General features: G+C 36.7%; 15 protein-coding genes. 5 read left to right on the forward strand and 10 right to left on the reverse strand.

The features are described 5' to 3' along the window. Positions 1 to 6: 6 nt before the first annotated feature. Positions 7 to 2073, forward strand: a complete 2067-nt coding sequence (locus tag AC13DP_RS18810; protein ID WP_347407831.1) for a M16 family metallopeptidase — start codon at positions 7 to 9, stop codon at positions 2071 to 2073. A gap of 61 nt (positions 2074 to 2134) precedes the next feature. On the opposite strand, the gene AC13DP_RS18815 is transcribed toward AC13DP_RS18810, so the two are convergent. From AC13DP_RS18815 to mutY, 5 genes are all read right to left on the reverse strand, one after another. Continuing rightward, positions 2135 to 3040 carry a DMT family transporter gene (locus AC13DP_RS18815; protein WP_483068276.1) on the reverse strand — a complete coding sequence of 302 codons (906 nt, stop codon included), beginning with the start codon at positions 3038 to 3040 and terminating at the stop codon, positions 2135 to 2137. 64 nt (positions 3041 to 3104) lie between these two features. Beyond that, positions 3105 to 3671: a gliding motility lipoprotein GldD gene (gene gldD / locus AC13DP_RS18820; RefSeq protein ID WP_483068277.1), complete on the reverse strand. Its 567-nt coding sequence runs from the start codon at positions 3669 to 3671 to the stop codon at positions 3105 to 3107. Then, positions 3668 to 4990: a gliding motility-associated protein GldE gene (locus AC13DP_RS18825; RefSeq protein ID WP_483068278.1), complete on the reverse strand. Its 1323-nt coding sequence runs from the start codon at positions 4988 to 4990 to the stop codon at positions 3668 to 3670. The genes gldD and AC13DP_RS18825 overlap by 4 nt, the downstream gene beginning before the upstream one ends. Positions 4991 to 5011: 21 nt before the next feature. Further along, complete coding sequence (locus AC13DP_RS18830; protein ID WP_272958349.1) at positions 5012 to 5521, reverse strand: single-stranded DNA-binding protein; 510 nt, start codon at positions 5519 to 5521, stop codon at positions 5012 to 5014. A gap of 100 nt (positions 5522 to 5621) precedes the next feature. After that, positions 5622 to 6674: an A/G-specific adenine glycosylase gene (gene mutY, locus AC13DP_RS18835; protein WP_483068279.1), complete on the reverse strand. Its 1053-nt coding sequence runs from the start codon at positions 6672 to 6674 to the stop codon at positions 5622 to 5624. A 143-nt stretch (positions 6675 to 6817) separates the two neighbouring features. Between mutY and AC13DP_RS18840 the strand changes: the two genes are divergently transcribed. The 4 genes from AC13DP_RS18840 to AC13DP_RS18855 all read left to right on the forward strand — a co-directional run bounded on the left by AC13DP_RS18840 (position 6818) and on the right by AC13DP_RS18855 (position 10237). Beyond that, complete coding sequence (locus AC13DP_RS18840) at positions 6818 to 7108, forward strand: HU family DNA-binding protein (protein ID WP_013073853.1); 291 nt, start codon at positions 6818 to 6820, stop codon at positions 7106 to 7108. A 335-nt stretch (positions 7109 to 7443) separates the two neighbouring features. After that, positions 7444 to 8982 carry an Rne/Rng family ribonuclease gene (locus AC13DP_RS18845; RefSeq protein ID WP_013073854.1) on the forward strand — a complete coding sequence of 513 codons (1539 nt, stop codon included), beginning with the start codon at positions 7444 to 7446 and terminating at the stop codon, positions 8980 to 8982. A gap of 193 nt (positions 8983 to 9175) precedes the next feature. Then, positions 9176 to 9661 (forward strand): YciE/YciF ferroxidase family protein, encoded by a 486-nt coding sequence (locus tag AC13DP_RS18850; RefSeq protein WP_347407828.1) that lies wholly within the window; start codon positions 9176 to 9178, stop codon positions 9659 to 9661. A gap of 87 nt (positions 9662 to 9748) precedes the next feature. Further along, the gene (locus tag AC13DP_RS18855) at positions 9749 to 10237 is read left to right on the forward strand and encodes a regulatory protein RecX (RefSeq protein ID WP_347407827.1); all 489 of its coding nucleotides are present in this window, start codon (positions 9749 to 9751) and stop codon (positions 10235 to 10237) included. Here the strand turns inward: AC13DP_RS18855 and AC13DP_RS18860 are convergent. From AC13DP_RS18860 to AC13DP_RS18880, 5 genes are all read right to left on the reverse strand, one after another. Beyond that, positions 10221 to 10715: an FUSC family protein gene (locus AC13DP_RS18860; protein ID WP_013073857.1), complete on the reverse strand. Its 495-nt coding sequence runs from the start codon at positions 10713 to 10715 to the stop codon at positions 10221 to 10223. The genes AC13DP_RS18855 and AC13DP_RS18860 overlap by 17 nt on opposite strands. Positions 10716 to 10986: 271 nt before the next feature. Then, a complete protein-coding gene (locus AC13DP_RS18865; RefSeq protein WP_483068280.1) occupies positions 10987 to 11856 on the reverse strand; it encodes a cupin-like domain-containing protein in 870 nt (289 codons plus the stop codon). Beyond that, positions 11856 to 12725: a cupin-like domain-containing protein gene (locus AC13DP_RS18870; RefSeq protein ID WP_483068281.1), complete on the reverse strand. Its 870-nt coding sequence runs from the start codon at positions 12723 to 12725 to the stop codon at positions 11856 to 11858. Before AC13DP_RS18870 ends, AC13DP_RS18865 begins: the two co-directional genes overlap by 1 nt. A 7-nt stretch (positions 12726 to 12732) precedes the next feature. Next, the gene (bioB, locus tag AC13DP_RS18875; RefSeq protein ID WP_013073860.1) at positions 12733 to 13830 is read right to left on the reverse strand and encodes a biotin synthase BioB; all 1098 of its coding nucleotides are present in this window, start codon (positions 13828 to 13830) and stop codon (positions 12733 to 12735) included. Positions 13831 to 13999: 169 nt separating this feature from the next. Beyond that, complete coding sequence (locus AC13DP_RS18880; protein WP_347407825.1) at positions 14000 to 15196, reverse strand: beta-ketoacyl synthase N-terminal-like domain-containing protein; 1197 nt, start codon at positions 15194 to 15196, stop codon at positions 14000 to 14002. Positions 15197 to 15294 lie beyond the last annotated feature (98 nt).

Consider the following 15294-nt stretch of genomic DNA (forward strand, 5'->3'; position numbering starts at 1 on the left):
AAAAAAATGAATAAAAATATATTAGCAATTGCAGTATTTCTTTTGGGAGCTGTAGGACTAAACGCTCAGGTTGATCGTAGTACCATGCCAGAGCCTGGCCCCGCCCCAAAAGTAAAAGTAGAAGAACCAGAAACCTTCGAGCTAAAAAACGGATTAACCGTAATGTTGGTAGAAAACCACAAACTACCAAGAGTTTCTATGTCACTAAGATTTGATAACCCTCCACATTCTGAAGGCCAAAAAGCCGGCGTAAGTGGCGTAATGGGAGAACTTTTAGGACAGGGAACCACCACTATGCCTAAAGATGAATTTAACGAACGTGTAGATTATTTAGGAGCAAGACTTAATATTTATTCAGGAGGAGCTTCGGCCAATACGCTTTCCAAGTATTTCCCTGAAATTCTTCACTTGATGGCAGATGGAGTTATAAACCCTAAATTCACAGAAGAAGAATTCGATAAAACTATCGCACGTACAAAAGATTACCTAAAAAGTAATGAAAAAGATGTGGCTTACAATGCCGCCAGAGTACGTTCAGCTTTAGCGTATGGAAAAGATCACCCTTATGGAGAATTCGAAACCCAGGAGAGTATAGGAAATCTTAGCCTTTCAGATGTTAAGAATTATTACCAAACCTGGTTTTCACCAGCAAATGCTTACCTGGTAATTGTAGGGGATGTAGATAAAAAAGAAGTAAAAAGCTTAGTAAAAAAAGAATTTTCAAAATGGAAAAAGACAGCAATTCCAGAAGTTAACATTCCTAAAGTTAAAAATGTAGCTCAAACTGAAATTAACTTTGTAGATATGCCAAACGCAGTACAAAGTGAGATCGCTTTGGTAAATACTGTGAATCTTCAGAAAAACCAGAAGGATTATTTCCCAGTAATGGTGGCCAACAAAATCTTAGGAGGCGGTGGTGAAGCGCGTCTTTTCCTTAACCTAAGAGAAGATAAAGGATATACTTACGGTGCTTACTCAAGAACCGGTAACGATAAATATGCAGCAACTTTCGTAGCAAGCGCTAGTGTTCGTAATGAGGTGACCGATAGCTCTGTTGTTGCATTTTTAGATGAAATCTATAGAATTAGAAACGAAAAAGTTTCTGAAACCGAACTAGCCAATGCTAAAGCAAAACTTACGGGAGATTTTGTGCTTAGCCTGGAGCAGCCTTCTACTATTGCAGGTTTTGCCATGGAAATCGAAACTGAAGATTTGGATAAAGATTTCTATAGAGAGTACCTTGAAAATATCGACGATGTAACCTTGGAAGATGTGCAGAGAGTAGCAAAGAAATATTTCCTTGCCGATCAATCCCGAATTGTAATCGCAGGAAAAGGAAGTGAAGTTGCCGATAAACTGGAAACCATGCAGTATAAAGGCAAATCTTTCCCAGTTAAGTATTACAGTAAATATGGTGAAGAAATTGAAAAGCCAGACTACAACAAAGCTTTAGATGCTTCGGTTACAGTAGAAACTGTTTACTCAGACTATATAGATGCTATTGGTGGCGCAGAAGCTGCTAAAGCTATAAACACTATAGCTTTCACTGCAACTACCTCTATCCAGGGACAGGAGTTAAGTTTAGAACAACGAAAAAGCAATGCTGGCAAATTCTATCAAACTGTTGCCGTTTCTGGAAACGTTATGCAAAAGCAGGTTTACAATGGTGAATCTGGATATATGGAAGTACAGGGGCAAAAAATGCCAATGAACGAAGAGCAGATAAAAGCCGTAGCTGTAGAAGCTAATACGTTCCCAGAACTTAATGTAAGCGAAGATGCTAAAGTAACCGGAATTGAAAACATCGATGGTAGTGATGCTTACGCAGTAAAAGTAAGTGAAAGCACCACAAATTATTATGATGTAGAAAGCGGACTAAAAGTTAAAACAGTTACAACTGTTTCGCAAATGGGACAGACCATGAGCATTCCAACAACTTATAGTGATTATCAGGAAGTTGAAGGTATAAAAATGCCATTTACTATTTCCCAAAGCATGGGACCACAGTCTTTTGATCTTAAAGTTCAGGAGTATAAAATTAATGAAGGAGTACAAGATTCGGATTTCGAATAATCACGATTACTTATTATTATAATGTTAGATCAAAGCCGGCTTTTTAGTCGGCTTTTTTATTCTAGGCAAGCTTCCTTCTTCTTTTTATCGAAATTGCTTTAGCCCGGTTGACAATCAGAACACCTGCTATCACAAGCATCGCAAAAATTAACTGATTTAAACTAAAAACCTCATCATCTAAAATGCCCCACCCCAGAGCTATAATTGGCATCGTATAAGTAACCGAACTGGTAAAAACAGGATTGGTAATTTGCACCAGTCGATTAAACATAATCATGGCTACACCAGTTCCCAAAACACCCAAAATCGCTATAAAACCAACCGATTGCTGTAACTGGATATTGGATAGATTTTCATTAAAAAATCCAGACCAGACTAAAATTAATAAGGCAGGAACCAGTAATACCGTAAAACAGCCTGCAGTTACCGCAAGTGCAGAAATATCATTCAAATATCTTTTTAAAAGGTTTACGTTTAGCGCATAACAAACAGCTGCCAAAACGCCTAATAATGAATATAGGTAATTTTCACTACCATTAAAACTGGCATTACTAAGGATAAGCCCAGCAGTACCTATTAAGCCTACAAACACACCTATAGCCTTGTTACCATTCATTTTATCCTGAAAAAATAATACTCCTAAAACAAGGGTCATTAACGGGGTAACTGCATTCAAAATTGAAGCGATCCCGCTACTAATCTTAGTTTCAGCAAAAGAAAAAAGAAAAATCGGAAAAAACGAACCTACAAAACCGGAAACAACGATCCATTTCCATTGCGAGACTTTTAGATTAATGATCTTTTTAAAGCCTGCAAGGATCAAGAATAAAGCCGCAAAAATCACTCTAAAAGCACCAACCTGAAGCGGAGACAAACCTATCAATCCTTTTTTGATAAGAATAAAAGAACTTCCCCAGATTAAAGAGAGAATAAAAAGGTAAATCCATTTGATTTTTCCAGCCGCCATAGTTTTTAAATTTGCGGCAAAAATCAAAATTCTATATTAGAATCAAAATCTAAAATGAGAAAATTTACTGCCACCTAAGTGTTTCCATTAAATATCTCATATCCTGCTTTATATAATCTGCTGCCGGATAGATAGAATCGTAATTAGGTTGCGTATTAAAATAAACCGCACCTGTTAAAAAATGCGTGGTACTATCGGTGATATAGAATTGCGCCTGTGATGCCGCATCTCCCTCTAGCTCATAAAACATACCGTAGACCTTATGAATATCGTTGGTATAAATATCGCCTTCTATAGCATCGGCTTTTATAGTGTGTTCCAAAGGTAACTTTTGAGCATCTCTTAATAAGGAATCCAGATTATTCCTTACCGGTTGATAAGTAATAAAAATCGTTCCATTTAAAAGCGGATAATCCAGGTTTAACCAACAAGCGTTTCTACTTTTAGACGGAGCAATTTCAGCTAATTGATTTTTCTCAAAAGTATAGGGGCAATTTAGGCGTATTGGCTGGTAGGCTGGCTGTGGATAACTTAAGGCCAGCATCGCTTTTGGCTTAGGCTTAACCTCATTCCCGCAGGATAACATCAAACAAAATATAAAAAATATCGCAGTATAGCCTAAATACCTCATACAGGTAAAATCGTCAATTTAATTTGCTTAATACGCCGATCATCAACAGCCTCGACTTTAAAATTATAATTCCCAAAATTAATAATTTCGTTTTGCTGCGGAAAATCGCCTGATATTTCCAGTAAAAAACCAGCTAAAGTTTCGGCTTCGCCTTTATTATCTTCAAATAAAGAAGCATCCTCTAATTTTATAATTTTATAAAAATCTTTAAGCGGGGTTCGACCTTCAAAAACAAAATTAAATTCATCCAATTTCGAATAAATCAAATCCTCATCATCAAACTCATCGCTAATATCCCCTACAATCTCTTCAATAATATCTTCAAGGGTAATCAACCCACTGGTGCCGCCATATTCATCTACCACAATCGCCAGATGGTTTTTCTTTTCCTTAAATTCATTTAAAAGATCATCCAGTTTTTTATTTTCAGGAACAAAATAAGGTTCTCTTAGAAGGGATGTCCATTCAAAGTCACCGCGATCCAGATAAGGCAATAAATCTTTGATATATAAAATACCGGTTACATTATCGATATTTTCCTTATAAACCGGAATCCTGGAATATCCATTTTCAATAATTACGGGAATAATTTCTGCATAAGTATCTTCATCACTTATAGCAAAAACATCCATACGTGGACGCATGACCTGTTTGGTATCGGTATTCCCAAAAGAAACGATGCCTTTTAATATTTTCTGTTCTTCTTTGGTAGTATCCTCTTCACTGGTCAATTCTAAAGCTTGCGAAAGATGGTCTATACTTATAAAAGAACGTTGTTTCCCCAACTTCTCGTGCAAATACAAGGTAACGGCACGCATGGGAACACTTAAAGGAGAAAATAAAGAATCCAGTACATTTACCGGCTGCGCCATAAGATTAGAAAACTGTACATTATTACGGCTGGCATAAACTTTTGGTAGAATTTCACCAAAAAGCAAGATTAAAAAAGTTACCACTCCAACTTCAAAAATAAGCTTTAGGTTTAGGCCAAAAACTACCATATCAAACCCGTTAAACAACTCATCTGAAACCGAATCGAACAATAATACAATAGCGATGTTAATAAAGTTGTTAGCCACCAAAATGGTCGCAAGTAGTTTCTTGGGCTTCTCCAATAACTTTATAACAATCTCCTGAGACTTTGTTCTTTTATGACCATCCTCAGTCATAAAATCTGCCGGAGTTAATGAAAAGAATGCTACCTCTGCACCAGATATCATGGCAGAGCATAACAATAGCAGCAATAAAAAAATGAAGCTTATTACCTGGGTATAATCAAACGCGGCCCATAAAATTATACTGGGGGGTTCTGGATCCAAATGCAATAAATTTAGTTAGACTTAAAATGGTAAATCATCTTCTTCCTCATCATTACCATTAAATGGCTGACTGGCAAAATTATTATTATTTCCCGAAGAACCAGAATTACTGTTAGCATTATTACCCTGGTAATTTGAGGTACTTTGCGTATTTTGATTGCTTTGCGAGTCGTAATTACCACCATTACTTTCTCCTTTAGGAGTTAAGAACGTAAACTCGGTACATTGAATTTCGGTAGAATAACGTTCCATCCCCTTATCATCTGTCCATTTACGGGTTTTAATCCTACCTTCAATATAAACCTTATCCCCTTTTTTAAGGTATTTCTCGCAAACTTCAGCGGCTTTATTTCGCACAACAACATTGTGCCATTCGGTATTGTTTACACGTTCACCGGTGGTTCTATTGGTATATACTTCGTTCGTCGCTAATGGAAAACGGCCAATCGAGCCACCGCCCTCAAAATAATGCATCTTTACATCATCCCCGGTATGTCCTATAAGCATTACTTTGTTTAGCGTCCCTGTCATAAATATTTGTCTTTGATTCGTTTAAAACTTGTCTTTCTAAAATACAGAAAAAATCAATGTGATTGAAACTGAATTATAATAAAATTGAAAAACTACAAAATTACAAGTTTTCTATGTCAATTTCATTAAGAAAATTCTGAATTAACACCGGCACGGGATATTCTTTTACTTTTTCTGCGGAAATTCCTCCTTTGGGCAGCTTTTGCACATCTACAAGCCAAAAACGTGCGTAAATATGTTGATGTGACAATTTATGGATAATAGCCTGATCGTTATAAAGACTCACTGAAGCATTTTTTGCTTCCATTAAATGCTGAAATTCATTATTCTCTTCAATAATTTTTGCTTCCTGAATATCAGATTTGGTTTCAATTAAAGGAAACTCGTATAAACCATGCCATATTCCCTTGCCCTTTCTTTGTTGTAGCAGCGTTTTATTTTCTTCCGAAGAAAAAACCATATAATTAAAATATCGATTTTTAATTTTACCTTTCTTGATCTTAACTGGCAAATCACCAATCTTATCTTCCTTTAATGCTAAACAACTAGTATTAAAAGGACAGGAATCGCAAAGTGGATTTTTAGGCTTACACTGCAGCGCGCCAAACTCCATTAAAGCCTGATTGAAATTCGACGGATCTTTTTTATCCAAAAGCTCCATCGCTAAAGCTTTAAATTCTTTTACACCTTCAGTGCTGTTAATAGGAGTGTCTATATTAAAATATCGTGAAAGCACTCTATATACATTCCCATCTACCACCGCAACAGGTTCGTTATAACTTATCGAAGCTATGGCACTGGCCGTATAGTCGCCTACTCCCTTTAATTTTAAAAGTCCTTTATAATCCTTGGGAAATTCACCGTTAAGTTCGTAAGCTACGTGCTTTGCAGTAGCATGAAGGTTTCTTGCCCTGGAATAATACCCCAGTCCCTGCCACAATTTCATCACTTTATCCTGGGAAGCATAAGCAAGATCAAAAACACTTGGAAATGCTGCTATAAATTTGTTATAATAAGGTAACCCCTGCTCTATTCGCGTTTGCTGAAGCATGATTTCACTAAGCCAAATATTATAAGGATTAGTGGTTTCGCGCCAGGGCAGCTCACGTCTGGATTTTAAGTACCAGTTAATCAAAGTTTTAGAAAAATTCATAATTTAAAAAGTCTCTGCGCAATATAAATTCTTTATTCCGTTATTATTTAATGATTTAGGTTTGAAATATTGAATATATAATTCTTATATTTGCCCCCTTGAAAATTAAGAACCCCAATTTATAAATATTAAATAGCACGAAAATGACGAAAGCAGATATCGTAGCGAATATTTCGGAGAAATTAGGAATGGAAAAAGGTGATGTACAAGCTACAATAGAGACCTTTATGGAAGAGGTAAAATCTTCTTTAGAAAGTGGAGACAATGTTTATTTAAGAGGCTTTGGAAGCTTTGTTGTAAAAACAAGAGCTGAAAAAACAGGAAGAAACATTTCTAAAAACACAACTATTAAAATACCAGCTCACAACATTCCAGCGTTTAAGCCGGCGAAAATTTTCGTAGAGGGTGTAAAGAGTAATGTAGATGTAAAATAAGCTATCCAGGAATAAACTTCTGGAATAATGAAATAAATTTATTAATTAAAACGTAACACTATGCCAAGTGGTAAAAAAAGAAAAAGACATAAGGTAGCTACGCACAAGCGTAAGAAAAGAAGAAGAGCTAACCGCCACAAGAAAAAGTAGTTTTCATACTACTTTTTTTATTTAAAAGATTTTGTTTTAACAACAACGTTCTTTGACATCGAAATTTTAAGAAACCCTGATTTTAATCAGAATGGATTTCTTAAAATTTCTTCAGGCTTCAAACACCTGTGATAAAATAATGTTTAATCCATCCCGAATTTTTCGGGCTTAAAAATCGAAATAGAGTGGACAAAGAATTAATTATACGGTCCGAATCCTCTGCTGTAGATTTTGCCTTATTAAAAGATGGAAAACTTATTGAACTCAACAAGGATGAAGACGACAACAATTTTAATGTTGGCGATATCATGATCGCCAAGATTAGAAAAGCTGTCCCCGGGTTAAATGCCGCATTTGTGAATGTTGGCTATACCAAAGATGGTTTTTTACACTATCACGATCTGGGCCCTCAGGTTTCATCCTTGCTAAAGTTCATAAAACGTGTAAGCACAGGTAAACTAAAAGATTATTCCTTAAAGAATTTTACTTTTGAAAAAGATATAGACAAAAATGGTAGTATTACCGATGTCTTAAAATCAAATCAGTCGCTACTGGTTCAAATCGTAAAAGAGCCAATATCCACCAAAGGTCCACGCATTAGCAGTGAATTATCCTTACCAGGAAGATATATCGTTCTAGTCCCTTTTTCTAACCGAATTTCGGTCTCTCAAAAGATCGAAAGCAAAGAAGAAAAAGATCGCTTAAAACGGCTTGTAAAAAGCATTAAACCTAAAGGTTTTGGCGTTATCGTAAGAACCGTAGCCGAAGGCAAAAAAGTAGCAGAGCTGGACAAAGACCTCCAAAATTTGATGGGTCGTTGGACAGCGATGTGTAAAAAATTGTATAAGCCTCATTATCCTTCAAAAGTTTTAGGAGAATTACATCGTGCATCTTCTTTATTAAGAGATGTATTTAACGACACTTTTACTTCTATTACAGTAGATGATGAGACACTTTACACACAAATTAAAGACTATGTGAGCGAAATCGCTCCTAGCAAAGAATCAATTGTAAAATTACATCAGTCCAATGTTCCAATTTTTGAAAAGTTCGGTATCGAAAGACAAATAAAAACTTCCTTTGGGCGCACTGTATCGATGAGTAAAGGCGCCTACCTGGTTATAGAGCATACAGAGGCCATGCACGTTATAGACGTTAACAGTGGTAATCGTTCTAACAAATCCAAAAACCAGGAAGATACGGCTTTAGAGGTTAATTTAATTAGTGCTACAGAAATCGCGCGCCAGTTAAGACTTCGCGACATGGGCGGCATTATTGTAGTCGATTTTATCGATATGGGGAAAGCTGAAAACCGCAAAACCCTTTTCGATCACCTTAAACAGGAAATGAGTGACGATCGTGCCAAGCACAAGATCCTCCCTCCCAGTAAATTTGGACTTATACAAATTACAAGACAACGCGTACGGCCAGAAATGAATATTAAGACCCGTGAGGAAAACCCAAACGGCGATGGTGAGATTGAGGCACCAATTATCTTAATACAAAAAATTAAAGCCGATTTAGAGCGCCTGATCAAGAAAAATCATAAAAAGATCACGCTATCAACGCACCCATTTATTTCAGCCTTTTTAACTAAAGGCTTTCCATCTCCCAGATCACAGTGGTTTTTTGACCATAAGCGATGGGTTAAAATTATACCAAGAGATGCTTACACGTATTTAGAATACCACTTTCACGATAAAGACGGGAAAGTGATACGATAAAACTAAAACGCCTTGCAATACTTTTTTGCAAGGCGTTTTTTTATACTCAATAAATAAATCTTTTAAGTCTACATTCCTATTAAAAAACATTCAATTATTGGCTAAAGGCTAAGAAATATTTCTTAACTATTTAACTATAGCAGGGATGCTTTTCGTCTAAATTTAATCCATTAACAACCTAATTTAATAAACAATGGAAAATTTACAAGATTTATTCAAACATCAGCTAAAAGACCTATACAGCGCTGAGACGCAACTCATCAAAGCGCTTCCTAAAATGGTTAAAGCGGCTAAAAATGAAAAGCTTAAGAAAGCTTTTCAGGATCATTTAGAAGAAACCAAACAACATAAGGAGCGCTTATCAGAAATTTGCAAAGAATTAGGTATTAAACCAACCGGTGAAACCTGCAAAGCGATGAAAGGTCTTATTGAAGAGGCTGAAGACTTTCTAAAAGAAAAAACTACCGATGAAGTTAATGATGCCGGCATCATTGCAGATGCACAGCGAATTGAACATTATGAGATTTCTGGCTACGGAACTGTGGTTCGCTACGCCAAGGAATTAGGCTATAAAGAGCTTGCGAGCAAACTCCAGAAAACTCTTGATCAAGAATACAACGCCGATAATACACTAGATAAACTGGCTGAAAAAAGGTTAAATAAAAAAGCAGTAGAATAAGATTTTCTTTTTAACAACTAACCTATCTACCGCCCCTAAAGGCGGTTTTTTATTTTAATGCAACCGCAAAAAAATTAGATTTGCAATATGAAATCATCTTCAATAAAAACCTACACCGTAAAAGAGGCTACCATAAAGCTCATGCAATTCTGCGCCTATCGGGACAGGACCCATAATGAAGTTGAAGAGAAGCTGAAAAGCATGAATATGATTCCTGAAGCACAGGAACAAATTATTATGCACTTGATGCAGGAAAACTTTCTTAATGAGGAACGTTTTGCTAAAAGTTTTGCCCGAGGAAAATTCAGGATTAAAAAATGGGGAAAATGCAGAATTATAAATGAACTCAAAATTCGCGGAATTTCACCCAGAAATATTCAAACCGGACTTAAAGAAATTTCCGAAACCGATTATATGGCTACTTTTCACGAAATCTCAGAAAAAAAATGGAGAACCTTAAAGGAGACTTCAGTAATTAAAAAGAAAAAAAAATTAGCCGATTATTTACAATATCGCGGCTGGGAGAATCATTTAATTTTTGAAAAAGCTAATGAACTCGTTAAACCGGACGATTAAAAAAAGCTTTATAAAGCCTGTTAAAAAACATGGAAATTGTAAGGGCAATTAAACAACCCAGCAGCACACAGCCAGCTCTCTGCAAAGCAACAACCCAGGCGGTATCTGCTTTATCCTCATTAATTATTACAATAATAACTGCGGCCAGTGCAGATCGTATAGTGGGTTCTATTTTTAGAAAAATACCCAACGAAATGGTTAACGCCACACCTAAACAGAACATCACAACCTGAGGAATAGGCAAAAAATACACTGCAAGCCCCACAAAACTTCCTAAAAAGTTAGCTTTAATCCTGTTTAAAGCCAATTCACGATCGTTTTCCTGTGAAAAAACCAGTAAACAGGAAATAATACTCCAATAAAATGGGTATTCTGGAAAAGATGCGTATAAAGCATAGCAGGTGATCGTCCCAAGAACGCATTTTATAAGGTAAATGACTTCTGAAGCAGAAAGCCTATGATTTAATGGGATTTTCATTGCCCTGGAATTTAAGTTTCACTTCACTAATCAAGAGGGCACCGTCTGGTATATACCGGAATTTTTTTACAATTTTGAGGCATTTTAATTCCATTTGCTATAGGAAAGGTACCAGAACATTACAGCTTTTGGCAAAGCCTAAAAAGCCTAAAAAGCCTAAAAAGGCTAAAAAGGCTAAAAAGGCTAAAATACAGTATTACCAATACTTACCTAAACTATATCTTCTTTTAAAATTTAATTCAGAATACTGCATTTACCACCAACCCAGTTCCTAGATAAATTTTTCTGTATTTTCTATGGCCTTCTCATTCTTGTAATCAATCCATTTTTGCCCCCGCCATTTGCGCATATAATTATCAAAATTACGCATAATTACAAGGTTATAAACAGCTTTCGAAAAGTTTAAAAAGGTACGTGGCGTCGCCCTTAAACTCATCGAAAAACCAGCGGTTAAATAAGTCATTTGGTGCCAATAGCCTTCTGGCATATACAGCGTTTCCCCATGATTTAGTTCAGTCACAAAACCTTTAGCCTTTTTCAACGCCGGAAATCTTTCTAAGTCAGGAGCCGTAAAATCTATATCTTCCCTGGATATTAAAGCATGCGGAACTTTATAAAGGTATTTACTTTCTGAAGGTGGGTAAATAATACACTGCTTCTTACCATGAAAATGAAAATGAAGGATATTTGCAAAATCAATATCATAATGCATAAAAACCTTCGAATTTTTACCGCCAAAAAACAACATAGGTAGTTGCTTAATCATGCGTAATCCAAAATCCGGAAACTTAAAATCATTTTGTAAAGCAGGGACTTCTTTCATTAAATGATAAAGAAAAATCCTGTAATTCGTAGGTTTTGATTTAAGCAGATCGATATACTCTGCCATCTTCATCTCAGCGTGCGGTTGGTTAAATTTAAATTCTGAAGTTATAGGACGATCATCGTACAGCGGCACTACTTTTTCTCCGGCGATTTCTCTAATATAATCCAGATTCCATTTTTCAAATGCCGGCCAGTCCTCTATTAAATTTTCAATAACAACTGGCTTTTGTGGCCGAACATAATTTTTCACAAAATCTTCTTTGGAAATTCTCTTTACTCTTGGAATTTCTGCCAACTGCAAACCTCCGTACTTCATTACTCGATATTAGCCCATTTATGGGTATTTTTTATTGCTTTTTTATTCTTATAATCTATCCAGTCCTGCCCCTTAATCTTACGCATTAAATTGTCATAATTGCGCATAAACAAAAGATTATTTAAAACCTCTAAAACCTTACCGGGCGAACTTGGGAACGATCTTAAAGTGAGTGATAAACTTGGCGTTTCATATTTTATAAAGTGCCACCATTTGCTAGGCATAAACAAACCTTCCCCATGCCCAAGAAAAGCCTCTACACCTTTTGCTTTTGCCAATGCCGGATAGGTATCAAAATCTGGGTTATCCATATTAATAATTTCCATACTCACGATGGAGTGCGGAACTTTATAAAGATATTTAGTTTGATCTGGAGGATATAATAATACCCGCTTTTTCCCCGCAAAATTAAAATGAAAATTATTGGCCAAATCCATATCGTAATGCATTACTACGCTAGAACCTTCTCCTCCTACAAATAAAACCGGCAGCTTTTTAAAGAACTTCACTCCAAGATCCGGATATTCAATATCCTCTAAAAGTTCCGGACAGTTTTGTAAAAGATTAAAAAAGAACATCCGTAGATCTGAAGGTCCCTTTTCCAGAATATCAAAATATTCATCAATCGGTAACTTCTTTGCAGCGCCATGTGAATTTTGTCTCCCTTTTGCCGGAGTACTATCATACAGAGGTACTACAATATCGCCGGCTTTCTTTCTAAAATAATCAAAACTCCAATTTTGATAAGCGGGCCAGGTTTTAGCCAGATCTTCAAAAATTACCGGTCGCTGCGGAATAAAATATTCCTGTTGAAATTCCTCTTTAGAAATTCCCTTCACCCTTGGCACTTCCTGAAGATCAAGTTTCATACTAAAATTAAGCTTTGGCTTTTGCCTTTTGTTTTTCTTCGGTTACTTTGTTTCGCTCTATGATATGCCCCGGTCTGGACCACTTTGGTTTTTCTCCAAGCGAATTATATTTAGAATCTGTAGCTTCTACTGTTTCTGGTTTCGATTTTTTAGTGAATGGTTTTTGTGGATTTAAGCCTAAAGCCTTGAACATTTGCATATCTTCACTAACATCTGGGTTTGGTGTAGTTAATAATTTATCACCGGCAAAAATTGAATTTGCCCCCGCAAAGAAACACATCGCCTGCCCTTCTCTACTCATCTGTGTACGCCCTGCAGATAATCTCACCTGCGTTTCTGGCATTACAATTCTAGTAGTAGCTACCATTCTTACCATTTCCCATATAGAAACCGGCGCTTGTTCTTCCATTGGTGTACCTTCAACCGGTACCAGCGCATTAATTGGTACAGACTCTGGCTGCGGATTTAAAGTTGAAAGCGCTACTAACATCCCGGCACGATCCTCTTCTTTCTCTCCCATCCCAATAATACCACCACTACAAACAGTAACATTGGTTTTTCGAACATTATCTATCGTTTCTAGGCGATCTTCAAAACCACGGGTAGAAATTACTTCTTTATAATACTCTTCTGAGGTATCTAAATTATGATTATAAGCATACAAGCCAGCTTCTGCTAATCGCTGTGCCTGGTTTTCGGTAAGCATTCCCAATGTACAACAAACTTCCATATCAAGTTTATTAATGGTACGTACCATTTCCAGCACATTATCAAACTCTGGCCCGTCTTTTACATTTCTCCAGGCCGCCCCCATACAAACACGGGAACTCCCGGCAGATTTTGCACGTAAAGCCTGTGCTTTAACATGACTCACACTCATAAGGTCATTCCCTGCAATATCGGTATGATAACGAGCTGCCTGGGGGCAATAGCCACAATCTTCAGGACAGCCTCCGGTTTTTATAGAAAGTAAGGTAGAAACCTGTACAGTATTAGGATCATGATGTTTCCTATGAACCGTTGCTGCTTCGTAAAGCAGTTCCATTAAAGGTTTATTGTAAATCTCTAAGATTTCTTCTTTGGTCCAGTTATGTCTTGTCGCCATGAAAATAGATTTATTCAAAAATAATCAAACTTCGCTAAAAGATTAGCACGATATATTGCGCCTGTCAATAGGCTGAAAATTAAATTTTACTCGACTATCGAGATTAGATATTGCTACCCCAATAAACATAGGGACGCCTTAAAACAAAACAATTCTAAAAGCTCACCGTTTAGGGTTTACTTATTAAAATAGAAACGGCATTACCGCCAAAACCTACCGCATTTACCAAAATATGCTGTAATCGCATAGGTTTTTTACTAATATCGGAAAAAGGAACCGAAACAAACTCCTGATGCTTCAGCATTAACATTGCCAATTCCAGATTCAGGATTCCCGAAGTTGCAAACGTATGTCCAATTTTCCATTTATTAGAAGTCATCGCCGGTAAATTTTCCCCAAAAACAGCTTTTATCGCATTTACCTCCCCCAAATCTCCTTTTATGGTACCTGGAGCATGCATAACCACCGCATCAACTTCAGTAGGATCTAATTCTCCCATAGCCATTTTCATTGCATTTTGTATACATTTTCCAGCTTCAGAAATGGAAACGCTATGCTTTAGTTTTTCTGCAGAATAACCTATCCCGGTAATTTTAGCAAGTGCTTTTGATGAAAATGAAGTTTCCAGACACAGTAATCCGGCACCTTCTCCCAAAACCATAGAGTTTCGAGACTTATCTAGATTCAAAGCCTGGCAGGGATATGCTAAATCTTCTATAGCATACGTCTTAAGCGCTTTCATTTGTGCAATTGTAAACGGAGTTAAAGCAGCTTCACTTCCTCCGGCAATAAATTTTTCTGCCAAACCAGATTGCAGCCACGCAACAGCATTCAAAATGGAATGTAAGCCAGTAGAACAGGTGACACTATGTGAAAAATGAACGCCGTCATTCTCCAAATCCTGTCCCACCCAGGATGAAATATTCCCTAGCGTCGTTGCCGGCGAAGCCTGTGTAGATGCTACCCTATTTTTGATAAATTCAGCATGAAATTTTTCAAAGAGACCAGTTGCCCCACGGGAGCTTCCGATATTGATGCCGATACTTTTTTCACTCTCCCAACCGGCGCGTTTTATCGCCTGTCTCGACGTATAAATCGCAAATAATACCGAAAGATCGAGCTTTCGATAATGAGTAGATTCGGTTCTTAATTTCTCAATTTCCGCGCTCAATTTTTCTGGCAGAAAAGCCGCAAAAGCTTCTTCTCCTTCAAAATCATACTTTTGTATAAAATGATGATTGCTTTTATAAGCGTCCCAAATTTCCTTATGATCTTCCCCTAAGGGAGAAATAGAAGCTGTGGAAGCGATATAAATTGGATTTTTAATCCCCCTGCCCCCCGAAGGGGGAACATTTTTAGTTGACATAATCATTCGTTAACTGAACAGTTTATAAAATTGATTATCAGTAATTTGTAATATTTCGTTGTTTTCGTCATTCCGGACTCGATCCGGAATCTTATACA

Source organism: Zunongwangia sp. L-65 (genome assembly GCF_056859415.1).